The organism is bacterium (assembly GCA_028821235.1).
Lineage (GTDB): Bacteria > Actinomycetota > Acidimicrobiia > Spongiisociales > Spongiisociaceae > Spongiisocius.
The window spans coordinates 1-15,814 of record JAPPGV010000036.1; the positions used below are offsets into that span (position 1 = coordinate 1).

Genomic DNA, 15,814 nt, shown 5'->3' on the forward strand with positions numbered 1-15,814 from the left:
CCGCGTGGTACACCACATCGGCGCCCTGCTCGAACATCGACTGCGCGATCACCCGCCCGGCCGCCGGATCGTTGAAACCACTGAAGTCAGGCGGCTCCGTCACGTACTGGGAGATCACCTGGATCGACGGATCCACCGCCTGCACGCCTGCGAGGAAGCCGGCCTCGAAAGCATGGATCAACGGGATATTCACCCCGCCGATGTAACCCACGATCCCGGTCTGCGTCTTCAACGCGGCAGCCGCGCCAACCAGGAACGAGCCCTGCTCCTCCGAGAATATGAGGCCGGCCACGTTCGGGGCGTCCACCACCGAGTCAACGATCGCGAAGCTGGTGTCGGGAAACTCCCCGGCCACATTGGCCATCGGGTCGCCGAATAGGAACCCGACCCCGATCACCAGATCGGCGCCCTCCGACGCCTGCAGCGCCAACAACTCCTCACGGTTGGTCCCGTCCTCGTTGGCCGACGCCTCCGAGTTCTCCGTTCCCAACTCCGCGGCCGCCTTGTCGAGGCCCGCCGCCGCCGCGTCGTTGAACGACTGATCACCCCGACCGCCGATGTCATAGACCAGACCGACGCTCACCGGCTCGCCTGTCGCGGGCGGCGGAGGCACCACCCCCAGGTCGGTCGGGTCGCGGCTCACCACGATCTCACCGGAGACGATCCGCCCCTTCCAGTTGTCGAGTTGGCCCGCGATGTCGTCCACGTAACCGCCGGAGGTCGAGTACCCGACACCGTCCACCGACAGGTCGAACACCTGCGGACCCGGCGCGAACGTGCCCGACTGGATCGCCTGGATGGTGTTGAACACCGCCACGTCCACCCGCTTGAGCATCGACGTCAGGATGTAGGGCTGGAAGTCCGCACCCGCGGTGAGGTACTGGTCGGAGTCGACCCCGATCGCCCACACATGGGTGTTGTTGGCCTCGGAGTAGTCCTTGGCGGCCTGGAACAGACCGCCCCCGGTGCCGCCCGCCGCGTGGTACACCACATCGGCGCCCTGCTCGAACATCGACTGCGCGATCACCCGTCCAGCCGCCGGATCGTTGAAACCACTGAAGTCAGGCGGCTCCGTCACGTACTGGGAAATGACGTGGATCGACGGATCGATGGCTTGGACACCGGCCAGGAACCCGGCCTCGAAAGCATGGATCAACGGGATGTTCACCCCGCCGATGTACCCCACGATCCCCGTTTCCGACTTGAGGGCCGCCGCCACGCCCACCAGGAAGGAGCCCTGCTCCTCCGAGAATATGAGGCCGGCCACGTTCGGGGCGTCCACCACCGAGTCAACGATCGCGAAGTTCGTGTCCGGGTACTCCGCGGCCACATTGGCCATCGGGTCGCCGAACAGGAACCCGACCCCGATCACCAGATCGGCGCCCTCCGACGCCTGCAGCGCCAGCAACTCCTCACGGTTGGTCCCGTCCTCGTTGGCCGACGCCTCCGAAGTGGAGACCCCCAACTCCGCGGCCGCCTTGTCGAGGCCCGCCGCCGCCGCGTCGTTGAACGACTGATCACCCCGACCGCCGATGTCATAGACCAGACCGATACTGATGGGCTCACCCGCCGGAGCCTGGGTGGTGGCGGAGGTCGCGGAGGTCGCCTGGGCTGCGGTCGTGGCGGGCGTTTCATCGCCGCCGCAAGCGGCCGCCAGCAGCCCGAAGGCCGCCAGCACGATCAACAGCCTGGTCTTAACGCGCATGATTCTGGATCCTTTGATTCGGGCCCCGATGTACAGGGACGGGTGGGTTGGACATTCTACGCCGGGTGAACGGTCGCCGCTAATGGGGAGCCGGAGGATGTGACCGCCTCGCGCCGGATGCGCGGAGCGGTTAGACAGCCGACAGTCAGGAGGAGTCGACCAGATCCAACGGGGGGCTGTCGGGGGTGTCGACCATCTCGAAGATGAGCGAGTCGCCGTCGGGATCAGCATCCACCACGATGGTGGTACCCGGCGTGTACTCGCCCAGCAACACCTGCTCGGCCAGCGGATCCTCGAGGTACCGCTGGATGGCCCTGCGCAACGGGCGGGCGCCCAGGTCGCGGTCGTAGCCCCTGGAGACCAGGAAGGTCTTGGCGGCGTCGCTGAGCACCAGGTCGAGGGATTGGGTGGCCAGCTGCTCCCGGTCCCGCACCAGCATCAGGTCGACGATCTGCTTGACCTCATCCCCCGTCAGCGGATGGAAGACGATCACCTCGTCGATCCGGTTGAGGAACTCGGGCCTGAAGTGCTTCTTCAGGTTGTCGGTCAGCTTCTCCTTCATCTTCTCGTAGGTGATCTCGTCGCTCTCCTGCTGGAACCCCACCGACTTCTTGCGCAGCGACTCGGACCCGAGATTGGAGGTCATGATGATCACGGTGTTCTTGAAGTCCACCGCCCGACCCTGAGCATCGGTCAGGCGACCGTCCTCCAGTATCTGGAGAAGGGTGTTGAAGACGTCGGAATGGGCCTTCTCGATCTCATCGAACAGGACCACGGAGAAGGGCTTGCGGCGCACGGCCTCCGTGAGTTGGCCACCCTCGTCGTAGCCCACGTAGCCGGGCGGAGACCCGACCAGACGGCTCACCGTGTGCTTCTCCATGTACTCGGACATGTCGAGCTGGACGAGAGCATCCTCGTCGCCGAACAGGAACTCGGCCAGTGCCTTGGCGGTCTCGGTCTTCCCCACCCCGGACGGGCCGAGGAAGATGAACGAACCACTGGGCCGCTTCGGGTCCTTGAGGCCCGCCCTCGTGCGACGGATGGCCCGGCTCACCGCCGAGATCCCGTCGTGCTGACCGATGATCCGCTTGTGGAGCTCCTCCTCCATGTGGACCAACCGGGCGGTCTCCTCCTCGGTGAGCCGATGGACCGGAATGCCGGTCCACTGGGCGAGCACGTCGGCGATCTCGTCCTCATCGATCAACGTGTCGTCCACCACAGCGGACGACTCGGCCGACTCGGCCTTGTAGCGGGCCCGGTCGGAGATCAGAGCCCGTTCCTGGTCGCGGAGTTGGGCCGCCCGCTCGAACTGCTGCGCGGAGACCGCTTCCATCTTGTCGTTGCGGACCGCGCTCAACTGGTCGTCGATCTGGCGGATCTGGGAGCTGGAGGAGCTCCGGAAGATCCGGTTGCGGCTGCCCGCCTCGTCGATCAGGTCGATGGCCTTGTCGGGGAGGAAGCGATCCGAGATGTAGCGGTCGGCGAGGGTGGCGGCCGTCTTGAGCGCGCTGTCCGTAAAGCGCACCGAGTGATGGGCCTCGTACCGGTCCTTGAGCCCGTGCAGTATCCGGACCGTCTCGGCAACGGTGGGCTCGTCCACGTGAATGGGCTGGAACCGGCGCTCCAGGGCGGAGTCCTTTTCCAGGTACTTACGGTACTCCTCCAGGGTGGTCGCCCCGACGGTCTGCAGCTCGCCCCGGGCCAGCATGGGCTTCAGAATGCTGGCGGCGTCGATGGCGCCCTCCGCCGCTCCCGCACCCACCAAGGTGTGGATCTCATCGATGAAGAGGACGATGTCTCCCCGGTTCTTGATCTCCTTCAGGACCTTCTTGAGGCGTTCCTCGAAGTCGCCGCGGTAGCGGGACCCCGCCACCAGGGCGCCCAGGTCGAGGGTGTAGATCTGCTTGGTGTTGAGGGTGTCGGGTACCTCGCCCGCCACGATCCGCTGGGCCAGGCCCTCCACGATCGCCGTCTTGCCCACCCCGGGCTCGCCGATCAGCACCGGATTGTTCTTGGAGCGCCTCGAGAGTATCTGCATGACCCGTTCGATCTCGGGGTAGCGACCGATCACCGGATCGAGCGCATGATCACGGGCCATCTGGGTGAGGTTGCGTCCGAACTGGTCCAGCACGGTCGAACCCGATTGGGACGAACCCCTACCGGAGGGGGCGGTGCCGGCGCGGGCGGGCTCGTCCCCGGAACCGCCGGAGAGGAGCTGGATGATCGTATGCCTCACTCTGGGCAGGTCGGCACCCAACTTCTCCAGCACCTGGGCCGCCACCCCGTCCCCTTCCCGGATCAGGCCGAGGAGGATGTGCTCGGTGCCGATGTAGTTATGTCCCAGCTGCAGCGCCTCCCGCAGGCTCAACTCCAGGACTTTCTTCGCCCGGGGAGTGAACGGGATGTGCCCGGCCGGGGACTGATGTCCCTGCCCGATGGTCTCCACCACCTGGCTACGCACGGAATCCAGCCGGATACCGAGGTTCAGCAAACCCCGGGCGGCGACCCCCTCGCCTTCGTGGATGAGACCGAGGAGGATGTGCTCGGTTCCGATGTAGTTGTGGTTGAGCAGCCGCGCTTCTTCCTGGGCCAGGACCACCACCCTGCGGGCCCGGTCGGTGAAGCGTTCGAACACTGGCGGTAAACCTCCAACCCGTCGGCTCTGTCTATCAGGATACAAGCTTAGGAGAGCTCATCCCGGTAACCGGCGACTATAACGCGAGGCGGTGACAACGCGATGCCGGAGAGCGGCACCGTCCGCTTACCATACGGCGCTGATCCGCAGCTGCGACGGAGGCCATGTCCACCGAGACCATCAGGAACCTGATCGAGATTCCGGGCGTCTGGGAGCGAATGGACCGCGTCGAGGAACGGCTGCTCGACGCGTCGCAGGCCGGTGACGACTTTCTCACCGAGATCGCGCAACATTTGCTGGTGGCGGGAGGCAAGCGATACCGGCCCGTCCTCACCCAGCTGGCCGGGGAGTTCGGCCCGACCCGCGACCGCCGGCTGATCGAGGCCGGCACGGCGGTGGAGCTGATCCACATCGGATCCATGTACCACGACGACGTGATGGACGGCGCCGACACCCGGCGCGGCACGGAGTCGGTCAACGCCAGGTGGGACAACTCTCTCGCCATCCTGTCCGGTGACTTTCTCATCGCCAGGGCATCGGAGATCGCCGCAACGTACCTGGGCATGGAGTCGGTCGAGCTCCTGGCGCACACCTACCGAGAGCTGGTCACCGGCCAGGCTCTGGAGCTCCGGCTGACCGGTGACGTCGGCCACGGACCCGCCGAGCACTACCGGGTGATCGGCGGCAAGACCGCCAGCCTCATCAGGACCTCGGCCCGGCTGGGCGCGCTGGCGGCCGACGCCGCCGCCGAGACGGTCGAGGCGGTGTCCACCGCCACCTGGGAACTGGGGATGGTGTTCCAGTTGACCGACGACGCCCTCGACCTGGTGTCCACCGAGGCGGAATTGGGCAAGCCGGCCGGGAGCGACATCCGCCAAGGCGTGTACACGCTTCCGGTCCTCTATGCCCTCCGAGGGCCGGACGGGAGCCGGATAAGAGCCCTCCTGGGACGAGCGGGGCCGATGACCGGTGATGCGGTGGATGAGGTGATCGGACTCGTGAAGGATGGCGGCTACGTGCAACGGGTGCTCGACGAGTGCCGCCAGCGCCTCGCCAGAGCCGCCGACGCTACCGCCGGCCTGCCCGACATCGAAGCCCGGGAGGTCTTCCGGCGCATGGGCGAGTTCCTGGTCGATCGCGTGGGAACCGTCGGAGTTAGTTGCTAGGCCTCGGGGCGCAGATGGGGGAACAGGACCACCTCGCGGAGGTTCCTCTGGTCGGTCAACAGCATCACCAGCCGATCAACACCGATGCCAAGACCTCCGGTGGGAGGCATGCCGAGTTCCAGCGCCTGTAGGAAGCCTTCGTCCACCGGGTGGGCGGTGTCGTCCCCGGCCGCGCGGGCTGCCGCCTGAGCCTCGAAGCGAGCCCGCTGGTCGAGAGGATCGTTGAGCTCGGTGAACGCGTCCACGAGCTCCGCGCCGGCGATGTAGAGCTCGAAACGTTCCACCAGGCCCTCGACCGAACGGTGCTGGCGGGCCAGCGGAGAGATGTCGATGGGGTGGTCGATCACGAAGGTGGGCGCCCACAGATCGTGCTCGACACGCTGGTCGAACACCTCCTCGACCAGTTTGCCGAATCCCCAGTCCGGATCAGCCTGCAACCCGGCCGCCTCGGCCAGGGCCCGTAGCTCGGCAACGGGAGTGGCCGGCGTTACGGCGGCGCCCACCGCCTGGGACACCAACTCGAGCATGGGTACCCGCCGGTAGGGAGGCCGAAGGTCCAGCGGGCGGCCCCGGTAGGTGATTTCGGTGGCGCCGACCACCCGCTCCGCCACGGCCGGGATCACCTCCTCCATCAAGCGCATGATGTCGTGGTAGTCGGCCAGGGCCTGGTAGGCCTCGAGGGTGGTGAACTCGGGGTTGTGACTGGCGTCGATCCCCTCGTTGCGGAAGACACGGCCCAACTCGAACACCCGCTCCATGCCGCCCACGACCAGCCGCTTGAGGTGCAGCTCGGTGGCGATCCGCAGGTACATGGGTAGCCCGAGCGCGTTGTGGTAGGTCTCGAACGGGCGAGCCAGCGCCCCGCCCGCCTGGACCTGTAACACCGGCGTCTCGACCTCCACGAACCCGCGTTCCTCGAACTGGCGGCGCAACTCGGACACCACTCCGGCTCGGACCTCGGCGATGCGCCGGGACTCGGGATTGACCAGGAGATCCAGCTCGCGGCGGCGGAACCGGACCTCGGTGTCCTTGAGGCCGTGCCACTTGGCCGGAAGGGGCCGCATGCTCTTGGCCAGCAATGCGAAGTCGGCCAGGTGAACGCTCAACTCACCGCGGCGGGTGGTCATCACCTCTCCACGGGCCCAGATCCAATCGCCCTGATCCAGATCCTCGAAGCGGGCCAACCCGTCCTCGCCGAGCCCCCCGGCCTCCGCGAACAGCTGGATCTGTCCCGAGTGGTCCTGGAGCACCCCGAAGATCAGCCTCCCGAGGCGCCTGGAGTTCATGAGTCGTCCGGCCACCCGGACCTCTACCCCGGTCCTGGTGTCTGCGTCCAAGCTGCCGAACCGCTCGTGCAGCTCGGCGGCGGCCGCATCCCGGTCGTATCCCAGCGGGTACGGCTCGACACCTTGGGCACGAAGCCGGGTGACCTTCTCGAGCCGCCGGGCGGTGAGTGGGTGCTCAGCGAGACCGGCCCCTTCTGGGACCTCGCTCTCGGGTGGGGTCTCGGGTCCTGCCATCGGTGGGCAGGCTACTCGCCCCGGCTCAGATATTGCGCTCCCATACGAGTCGGAGCCCTTCGAGTGTCAGGGTGGGGTCGACGGTGCTCACCAACCGTGACAGCGGGACCATGACCGAGGCGATCCCGCCGGTGGCCACGGTCGCCACCCGTCCGGCGCCTGTCCTCTCCATCTCTTCGAGGATCCGGGCCAGGATCCCGTCGACCAGGCCCGCATAGCCGTACAGCAGCCCGCTCTGGATCGCCTCCACGGTGCCCCGACCCACCACGGACCGGGGCTCCACCAGGTCCACCCGCCGCAGGGCGGCCGTGGCCGACACCAGCGCGTCCATCGAGACCTCGAGTCCGGGAGATATAGCGCCGCCGATGTAGGCGCCGTCCGCATCCACCACGTCGAAGGTCGTGGCGGTCCCGAAGTCCACCACTACCGCGGGGGCGCCGTAACGCTCCCGCGCCGCCACTGAGTTGACCACCCGGTCGGCGCCCACCTCCCGGGGGTTGTCGATCTTGATGGCCATCCCGGTCCTGACCCCCGGCCCCACCACCAGGACCCGTGATCCGACCAGCTTCTCCAGCGACGAGCGCAGTGCGTTGGCCACCGGCGGAACCACCGACGACATGGCCGCCCCTTCGAAGTCATCGGCGCGGTAGCCGGTCGGGCCCAGCAAGCCGCGCAACAGGATCGTGAACTCGTCCTCGGTACGTTCCCGACCGCTCGAGAGGCGCCACCGAGCGACTATCTCTGAGCCGTCGAACAGGCCGATCACCGTCTGGGTGTTGCCGATGTCGATTGCCAGGAACACGGTCAGGCCTCCCCGCCCGGTGGCTCCGCGCCCCGATCGCCCGCGGTCATGGTTCCCTCCGATCCGTACAGGAGGCTGGGATGTCCCAGCCTTACGCCGCGATCCGCCGGCGCGCCGCGCCGGTCGGCGACCAGATACACGTTATCGATGATCCGCACCGGCCCGAAGCGCGCCGCCGCCACCAGAACCGTCTCGCCCTCTGCGATGGTTGCCGGAGTCATCGTGACAGCCTCGCACAGGCGGGCGTACTCCAGCGCATCCTCAGTAACCGCACTCCGAACGGCCGCTTCCAGCACGGTAGACCTGCGCTCGCCCCGGTCGAACCGGTCGGCCGCGAGCATAAGACCTCGCGACAGGGTCAGAGCCTCGGTTCGGCGCGCGCCCAGCAGCACGTTGCGCGACGACAGGGCCAGGCCGTCGACCTCCCTCACCAGGGGGCAGCCCACCACCTCTACCGGGAAGCCCAGGTCCTCGACGAGGCGGATGATCAACGCCAGCTGCTGGGCGTCCTTCCGCCCGAAGTAGGCCCGCTGGGGCTGCAGGCCGGCCAGCAGCCTGGTAACGACGGTCGCCACCCCTGCCATGTGACCGGGACGGAACTCCCCCTCCAGCCGCTCCCCTATACCGGCCACCGTCACGCCGGTCAGGGGCCGGATCGGAAACATCTCCTCCGGGCCGGGAACGACCATCACGTCCACACCGCATGCCTCGGCAAGCGCCAGGTCACGGCCCGGATCGGCCGGGTAACGGGCCAGGTCGGCGGGGTCCTCGAACTGCAGCGGGTTCACGTAGAGCGTGGCCATGGTCTGATCGCACTCGGCCACGGAGCGCTCCATCAGCGAGAGATGGCCCTCGTGGAGAAAGCCCATGGTCGGCACGAGACCCATCACGCCACGGGCCTGCGCCCTGGCCTCCGCCATCGTGGTTACCACTCTCAGGGCGACCCCCCTCCCTCGGTGGCGGGACCCGGCGATCGCGAGCCCCCCGGTGGGCGGGCGGCCAGCCGGAGTATCTCCTCCACCTCGAGCCTCCCGGCCAGCTGGGCGGTCAGCCTGGTCAGGACCCTGAAGGCTTCCGATGCGTCCGGCGCGTGGCGGTCCACCGCCTCGATCTGGCGGCGGACGGTCCCGAGATCGCCCCGCGAGATAGGACCGGTCAGCGACTCCCGGAAGCCCAGGTCGAAGGCGTTGGCAACCGCCTGCTCCACCATGGGACGGGCCGCCGCCGGATCCACGCCGGCCTCCGTGAACATGTACTCCGCCACGCAGAGCGCCGCCGAGACGTAGTTGGCGGCCACGCCTCCCGCCGCGTGGTACAGCGGCTTGCGATCATCCGCCACCCGGAACGGTCGGCACCCGAGCGACCGGGCGAAGGACTCCAGCTCGGTAGCCCAATCGTCGGGGGCGGTTATCCCGACGAAGGCGCCTGGGAAGGCGCGCGATCCGGCCTCCCAGCCCGGCAAGGTCTGCAGCGGGTGGAAGCTGCCGGTCACCAGGCCGGCCTCGCGGAGCGGGTCCAGGACCCGGACCGATGTCAGGCCCGAGAGATGGATGGCGCCGCGTATCCGGTCCGCCGGCGGAGACAGGGTTGCGGCCACCTCGGGAAGGGCATCGTCCCGGACCGCCACCACCAGCAGATCGGCCTCGGGCATCGGCTCTCCGATAAGGCGGATCCGGACTCCGAGGTGTTCGGCCAGCGGCTGGTGGCGGGTCCGGCGGCCGAAGATACCCACCAACTCGTGACCTGCGGCTCGAGCGGCCACCGCCAGCGATCCACCGGCCCGTCCCGGGCCTACCACGACGATCTTCATTCACGCTCCTGGTTGCGGTCCGGATGATCCGGTACCGATCCACGGACCAGATTACAAGCTCCACCGTGGTTGCAGACTCTGCCCGCGGCGGGTGGTGCGAGCGGGCCGATGCTCAGACGGCCACCGGTGCCGGGATGGCCGGGTGGGGGTCGTAGCCGATCACGCGGATGTCCTCGTAGCGATACGAGAACAGGTCGTTCCGCTCGGGAAGGACCAGCGACGGGAGAGGCCTGGGCCGCCGCCGGAGCTGCGCATCGGCCTGCTCGACATGGTTCCTGTACAGGTGCACGTCACCGAAGGTGTGGACGAACTCTCCCGGACGGAGGCCGGTCACCCTGGCCACCATCATCAGGAGCAGCGAGTACGAGGCGATGTTGAAGGGCACTCCCAGAAAGATGTCGGCGCTGCGCTGGTAGAGCTGGAGGCTCAGGCGACCGTGGGTCACGTAGAACTGGAACAGCACGTGGCACGGAGGGAGCGCCATCTCCGGCAGGTCGGACACGTTCCAGGCCGAGACGACCAGCCGCCGGGAGTCGGGGTCGGTACGGATCCGGTCCACCACGTCTGACAGCTGGTCGATGGTCCGGCCGTCGGCGCCGGTCCAGCTGCGCCACTGCACGCCGTATATAGGACCCAGGTCGCCGGTACCCGGGTGGGCCCACGCGTCCCAGATAGACACCCCGTTGTCCTGCAGATACCGGACGTTGGAGTCGCCGGCCAGGAACCACAGGAGCTCATGGACCACCGAGCGCAGGTGGACCTTCTTGGTCGTGAGCAGGGGGAAACCCCTGTCGAGGTCGAAGCGGAGTTGGCGTCCGAAGAGGCTGTAGGTGCCGACGCCGGTACGGTCCTCCTTCAGGGTTCCCTCGTACCTGACCTCTTGCAGCAAGCTCAGATACTGCTGCATCGTCTACCGGTGCGGTATGTCGGGAACACAGGTCAAAGTTAATCAGGCGCGCGGCAGCAATCGCGGTAATTGCCGCCAAGTGAATTTCGCGGCCTGATCCGGTCGCGCCGACCCATCAGAACGAGGTCTCGCTCCAGTAGTCGAGCACGTCGCCCCGGCCTTCCACCCGGATGTCATCGGGCGGGATCCGGTTCCAGAGGTACAGGTACAGGTCGGAGGCCCGGCCCGTCACGGTGCAATCCACCGGCCCCTCTCCCCCGGCACGGCCGGCCGAGTCGGCCGGTCCGAAGGAGACCGTCCAGTGACGGCCCGCATCGGTGGCGACCACCCTGAGGGTCTTAGCCTCGGGAGCTCTCGGACCGCGGTCGGGTCGCGAGATGAAGAACACCATCAACTCGTCGATCCCGTCCGCGGCGTGTTCCGCATCGAATCCGGAGACGGCGCCGGCGACCAACTCGGCGTCAACCCGATGGATGGCGGTCTCGTGGGCCTGGCGCCGCGCCCAGAACGCCCGGGAGTCGGGCATCTGCATGATGGTCCAGCAGTCGAGATCGTCGGGGGCCGACTCCAGGGCCGACACCAGCCGCGCGTGACCCTCCCGGAACCAGTCCACCAGCCCTCCGTCGGGGGGCCAGCCGCCGGGGAGCATATCCTCACGGCCGGGAGGCTCCGGCCTGGCATCCCGGACCATCGTGCCCGCCCATCGGTGCACCCAGCCGGTGTGGCGCAACAACTGCCGCACGTTCCACTCGGGACAGGTTGGCACCGGATCATCCAGGGACAGGCCGGCAGCCACAGTGGCCATGCGCCGGCCCTCGGAGCGCAGCGACCCGATCCAGGCGCTCACGTCCATCGGCTACCCCCCTGCGAGCGGGATCCTCAGGACCAGGTGATCCTGCTCCACCGACCAGACCGCCCCGCCGACCAGGGCGAAATCGGTGTAGTCCGTCTCGGCCTGCTCTATGAACGCCCTCCGGCCCTCGCCCGCCACCGGGGGCAGGGGACGCTGGCGCACGGCTTCGGCGCGGTTTCGGAAGCGTTCCAGCATCGCATCGATATCGAACTGTGCCACTGCCCCTCCTCTCTGGCTACCAGGAACGGTAGACGAGTACAGCGTGCTTGGAGCCGGCCACAGCCGGAGAAGACTACGCCGGACGATCAGACCGAGCCGAAAGGGTCGGGTATCTGTGGTCGGAACGTTCGCGCCTCCGCCACGCGCGACAGGAACTGCTCCGACGCTAGGTAGTAGCGGCCCCGCCGCTCTCCCACCGGTCGTAGCAGCCCGAGATCCACCAGCTTCCTGAGATCGGCCGATGCCACGCGCTCGCTTGTGTCGGCGTAGGCGACGTGCCGATACCGCCGCACCCGGTACCCCTCCGCCGCGTCGAACAGCGAACCCATGTTCCGTTCGTCCAAGCCGGCCTCGGCACGCACCCGGTCCACGGTTGCCCACACGCGGTTCGACTCCTCGATCCGCCACTCCATCGAGTGCGCCTGGTGGTAGTGGGCGCCGAGGACGAACCGAATCCAGGGTCGAGCATCGCGCTCCGGCGCCCAGCCGGTCCCCCCCACCTCGGCCAGCACTCTGTAGTAGCGAGGCGTGTTGATCCCGAGATACTCCTCGATGCTCGAGAACCAGGGATCCAGCGTGCCGTTGCGGCCCATGACCAGCGTGTGTAGGGCGCGCGCCATCCGACCGTTCCCGTCCTTGAAGGGATGGATCATCAGCAGGTTGAGGTGCGCCATTCCGGCCTGCACGATCGGTGGGCTCTTGTCGCCGGCCTCGTTGAGCCGCTCGGCGAGTTCCCGCATCAGCCCGGGCACCATCTCGCTAGCCGGACCTTCGTAGTCACCCACGAAGATAGGACCAGGTCGGTACAGGCCAGGGAGCTTGTCATGATCGTGCTGCATCATCATGTAGTGGAGGCTGCGGAGCAACCCGTCACTGTAGGAGAAATGAGGATCGTCGCTCATCTGGATGACGTATCCCATAGCATCCCGGTAACCGGCCAGAGCCGCCCAGTCGGGGTCGGATGCATCGAACCGCTCGGCCCTATCCACAGACGCCACCGCATCATCACGGCTCACATGATGGCCTTCGATGCCGGTCGATGCCCGGATGGAGTCGGCTTCCAGAAGCCTCCGGAGTAGCCCACCCCATCGGCGCGGTTCGTACAGTTGATATCGCAGGCGATGCCGGACACCATCGATCGCGGCGACCACCTCCAGTTCCGCATTGTCGGGTGCAGGGGGCTGGAACAACATTTCCGTTATTCCTTTACATAGGGAAGAAGTTCCTATATTAAAGGAACACCCTGGAATCTGGAAATCGATCCTCACCGGAGGTATTCAGCTGTCCGCCCCGTCTCCGGCGGGCGGCCCTTCGACACCCGCGGGCTGCTCAGAGGCCGCACCGAGGTGCTCCTCGTCCACGTGGTGCTGCTCGACGTAGGTGGAGATGAACGCCTGGATGATCGCGGTTGCCGGAAGGGCCACCAGCGCGCCGACCACGCCGAGGAGCGAGGTACCGACCAGCACCGACCCGAACGCCACCGCGGGATGGAGCGACATCGTGCGGGCGGTGATACGGGGAGAGAGGACGATGTTCTCGATCTGCTGGTAGACCACCAGCCCGACGATCACGACCACCGCGGTGATGGGCCGCACGGTCAGGGCCACCAGCACCGGAACCAGCGCGGCCAGGTAGGTACCCACAGCCGGGATGAACTGGCTGACCACCCCAACCCACACCGCCAGCGCCAGGGCGTACGGGACCCCCACGATCAGGAGGAAGACGTAGGTGAACACCGCCGAGATCAGGGCCAGGAGGGCACGGGAGTAGACGTAGCCGCCGGTCTTGCGGATCGCGATCTCCCAGATGCGGCTCACCTCGGCCTGGCGCTCGGGACGCACCAGCGACAGCACCGTCCTGCGGAAGCGGGGCCCGTCCGCCAGCAGGTAGAAGGTGAACAGCGCCATGGTGAAGAGCTGCAGCAACAGGTTGACAGCCTGCGCGCCCACCCCCAGCACGCCGGTCGCCACGGACGCGGCGTAGGTCTGGAACGATCCTTGGAGGTCGATCATCCCGGCCGACACGTTGGAGAGGTTCAGGTTGAGACCGAACCGTTCGTTCAGGAAAGCCGTCAGGTCGGTCAACCAGGCGGGGACGTTCGATATGAGGGAGGCGATCTCCACCACCATCGGCGGGAATGTGACCGCGGCGAACACCAGACCGACTACGAAGGCCGCCGCGAACACCACGCTGGTGGCCAACCCCCGGCGCAGTCCCCGCCTGGCCAGGAAGTCGACACCCGGCTCCAGCGCGAAGGAGGCGAATAGCGAGAGCAGCAACGCCAGGAGAAAACCCCTCAGCCGGACGACCGACCACACCAGAAGGTAGGTGCCGAGAGAGGCCAGCACCACCAGCACGATGACCCGAGGTATCCACGGGGGCATGCCGTCGTGCTTCCGGCTTCCGGCCTGGTGCTCCATGCCGGAAGACTAACGGGGAGGGGGAATCCGGTTGAGACACCGAGCCGGCCCGTGCCGCTCCCGCCGATAGAGTAGACCGCCGGACTAGAACAGGAATCACCCCATATGGACAGGCAACCGATCGTCTGGAAGGCCTCAGCTGCGGAGGTGGCGCGCTCCCGCACCGCCGACTTCATGGCTCGCCACGGGATCGACACCTACCAGGACCTGGTCGGGCGCTCGATCGCCGATCCGGAGTGGTTCTGGGAGGCGGCCATCGGCTATCTGGGCATCCCGTTCTCGAAGCCCTATCACACCCTCGTCGACACCAGCGACGGGATCCAGTTTCCCCGGTGGTTCTCGGGCGGGGAGATCAACATCTCGGAGGTTTGCGTCGATCGCTGGGTAGCCCGAGATCCCGAGCGGACCGCCCTGGTGGTGGAACAGGAGGACGGAACGCAGCGCAGCTACAGCTTCGGTGAGTTGCTGGAGTCGGTTGAACGGGCGGCCGGCGCCCTGGCGGAGGCGGGCGCCGCCAAGGGCGACACGGTGGCCGTCTACCTTCCCATGACCCCGGAGGCCGTGGTGTCGATGCTGGCGGCCGCCCGGATCGGAGCCATCTACGTGCCGATCTTCTCCGGATTCGGTACCGAGGCGGTCGCCTCCCGGCTGGAGGCCTCGCAACCCGCGGTGATGGTGACCGCGGACGGATACACCCGTCGGGGCAATCCCATCGGTATGAAGGAAACAGCCGACCGGGCGATCGAGGCGGCGGGCGTCACGCCCAACGTGATCGTGGTCTCGAACCTGGGACAACCCGATACGCCCTGGACAGCCGGACGGGACCGCTGGTGGGAGGAGTCGCTCGAGGCCGCCCCGCGCATGGGCGCGGTTGCCACGAGGAGCGAGGATCCGGTACTGCTGGCCTACACCTCGGGCACCACAGGAAAACCCAAGGGCGTGGTCCACGTTCACGGTGGCCTGGCCGTCAAGCTGGCGGTCGAGGGCGCGTTCCAGTTCGAGATAGCGCCCGGAGACCGGGTGATGTGGATGACCGACATGGGCTGGATCATGGGGCCGTGGATGGTGGTGGCCGGCCTCAGCAACGGCGCTTCCCTGGGCTGCTACGACGGTGCTCCGGACTACCCGACGACCGGGCGGACCTGGCAGCTGGTCGAGTCCCTGGGCATCACGGTCCTTGGCATATCCCCCACCCTGATCCGCGCCCTCCAGCCCCACGGCGCCGACCATGCCGCCGCATGCGACCTGTCCACCCTCCGGGCCATCGGATCGACCGGCGAGCCTTGGAATCCGGACCCGTGGTGGTGGCTGTTCCGGGAAGTCGGGGGCGAGCGGGTCCCGATCATCAACATCTCGGGCGGGACCGAGGTCGGCGCCTGCCTGCTGTCGGTCAACATGTTGCAGGGCATCAAGCCGACCTCTCTAGGAGGTCCGGCCCTCGGTATGGCGATCGACGTGTACGACCAGGAGGGAAACCCTCTGAGGGGCGAGGTCGGGGAGCTGGTCTGTTCCAAGGCATGGCCGGGTGTGACCCGGGGTTTCTGGGGCAAGGACGACCGGTACCTCGACACCTACTGGAACCGTTGGCCGGACATCTGGGTCCACGGCGACTGGGCATCGGTGGACGAGGACGGCTTCTGGTACCTGCACGGACGCTCGGACGACACGCTGAGCATCGCCGGCAAGCGGATCGGCCCGGCGGAGATCGAATCGGCCGCGGTGGCCCATCCCGGCGTGGTGATGGCGGCGGCCATCGGCGTGCCGCATCCCGTCAAGG

General features: G+C 67.4%; 13 protein-coding genes. 2 read left to right on the forward strand and 11 right to left on the reverse strand.

What is annotated here, in order from left to right; genetic code table 11:
- The coding region (locus OXK16_04370) for a BMP family ABC transporter substrate-binding protein (GenBank protein MDE0375181.1) at window positions 1–1,705 on the reverse strand (1,705 nt) is incomplete at its 3' end.
- Between the two features lie 145 nt (window positions 1,706–1,850).
- Window positions 1,851–4,340, reverse strand: a complete 2,490-nt coding sequence (locus tag OXK16_04375) for an ATP-dependent Clp protease ATP-binding subunit (protein MDE0375182.1) — start codon at window positions 4,338–4,340, stop codon at window positions 1,851–1,853.
- A 164-nt stretch (window positions 4,341–4,504) separates the two neighbouring features.
- Between OXK16_04375 and OXK16_04380 the strand changes: the two genes are divergently transcribed.
- The gene (locus OXK16_04380) at window positions 4,505–5,506 is read left to right on the forward strand and encodes a polyprenyl synthetase family protein (protein ID MDE0375183.1); all 1,002 of its coding nucleotides are present in this window, start codon (window positions 4,505–4,507) and stop codon (window positions 5,504–5,506) included.
- Here the strand turns inward: OXK16_04380 and lysS are convergent.
- The 9 genes from lysS to OXK16_04425 form a co-directional block, all read right to left on the reverse strand.
- The gene (lysS, locus tag OXK16_04385; protein ID MDE0375184.1) at window positions 5,503–7,026 is read right to left on the reverse strand and encodes a lysine--tRNA ligase; all 1,524 of its coding nucleotides are present in this window, start codon (window positions 7,024–7,026) and stop codon (window positions 5,503–5,505) included. The genes OXK16_04380 and lysS overlap by 4 nt on opposite strands.
- A 25-nt stretch (window positions 7,027–7,051) precedes the next feature.
- Window positions 7,052–7,828, reverse strand: coding sequence for a type III pantothenate kinase (locus OXK16_04390; protein MDE0375185.1), 777 nt, complete (start codon window positions 7,826–7,828; stop codon window positions 7,052–7,054).
- 2 nt (window positions 7,829–7,830) lie between these two features.
- Window positions 7,831–8,748 carry a pantoate--beta-alanine ligase gene (gene panC / locus OXK16_04395; protein ID MDE0375186.1) on the reverse strand — a complete coding sequence of 306 codons (918 nt, stop codon included), beginning with the start codon at window positions 8,746–8,748 and terminating at the stop codon, window positions 7,831–7,833.
- 14 nt (window positions 8,749–8,762) lie between these two features.
- A complete protein-coding gene (locus OXK16_04400; protein ID MDE0375187.1) occupies window positions 8,763–9,638 on the reverse strand; it encodes a DUF2520 domain-containing protein in 876 nt (291 codons plus the stop codon).
- Between the two features lie 112 nt (window positions 9,639–9,750).
- Window positions 9,751–10,545, reverse strand: coding sequence for a thymidylate synthase (locus OXK16_04405; GenBank protein ID MDE0375188.1), 795 nt, complete (start codon window positions 10,543–10,545; stop codon window positions 9,751–9,753).
- A gap of 115 nt (window positions 10,546–10,660) precedes the next feature.
- Window positions 10,661–11,392 (reverse strand): maleylpyruvate isomerase family mycothiol-dependent enzyme, encoded by a 732-nt coding sequence (locus OXK16_04410; GenBank protein ID MDE0375189.1) that lies wholly within the window; start codon window positions 11,390–11,392, stop codon window positions 10,661–10,663.
- A 9-nt stretch (window positions 11,393–11,401) separates the two neighbouring features.
- Window positions 11,402–11,617 (reverse strand): hypothetical protein, encoded by a 216-nt coding sequence (locus OXK16_04415; protein ID MDE0375190.1) that lies wholly within the window; start codon window positions 11,615–11,617, stop codon window positions 11,402–11,404.
- Between the two features lie 86 nt (window positions 11,618–11,703).
- On the reverse strand, window positions 11,704–12,810 hold the full coding sequence (locus OXK16_04420; protein MDE0375191.1) for a Fic family protein: 1,107 nt from the start codon (window positions 12,808–12,810) through the stop codon (window positions 11,704–11,706).
- Between the two features lie 84 nt (window positions 12,811–12,894).
- Entirely contained in the window at window positions 12,895–14,037 is a 1,143-nt protein-coding gene (locus OXK16_04425) for an AI-2E family transporter (GenBank protein ID MDE0375192.1), read from the reverse strand.
- 105 nt (window positions 14,038–14,142) lie between these two features.
- Between OXK16_04425 and OXK16_04430 the strand changes: the two genes are divergently transcribed.
- Window positions 14,143–15,814: AMP-binding protein (locus OXK16_04430; protein ID MDE0375193.1), on the forward strand; the 1,672-nt coding region annotated here is incomplete at its 3' end.

Excerpts from the sequence above, each read along its gene's own strand:
- OXK16_04380 (MDE0375183.1), top strand. The coding sequence starts at position 4,505 with ATGTCCACCGAGACCATCAGGAACCTGATCGAGATTCCGGGCGTCTGG.
- OXK16_04425 (MDE0375192.1), bottom strand. The coding sequence starts at position 14,037 with ATGGAGCACCAGGCCGGAAGCCGGAAGCACGACGGCATGCCCCCGTGG.
- lysS (MDE0375184.1), bottom strand. The coding sequence starts at position 7,026 with ATGGCAGGACCCGAGACCCCACCCGAGAGCGAGGTCCCAGAAGGGGCC.
- panC (MDE0375186.1), bottom strand. The coding sequence starts at position 8,748 with ATGGCGGAGGCCAGGGCGCAGGCCCGTGGCGTGATGGGTCTCGTGCCG.
- OXK16_04405 (MDE0375188.1), bottom strand. The coding sequence starts at position 10,545 with ATGCAGCAGTATCTGAGCTTGCTGCAAGAGGTCAGGTACGAGGGAACC.
- OXK16_04420 (MDE0375191.1), bottom strand. The coding sequence starts at position 12,810 with ATGTTGTTCCAGCCCCCTGCACCCGACAATGCGGAACTGGAGGTGGTC.
- OXK16_04400 (MDE0375187.1), bottom strand. The coding sequence starts at position 9,638 with ATGAAGATCGTCGTGGTAGGCCCGGGACGGGCCGGTGGATCGCTGGCG.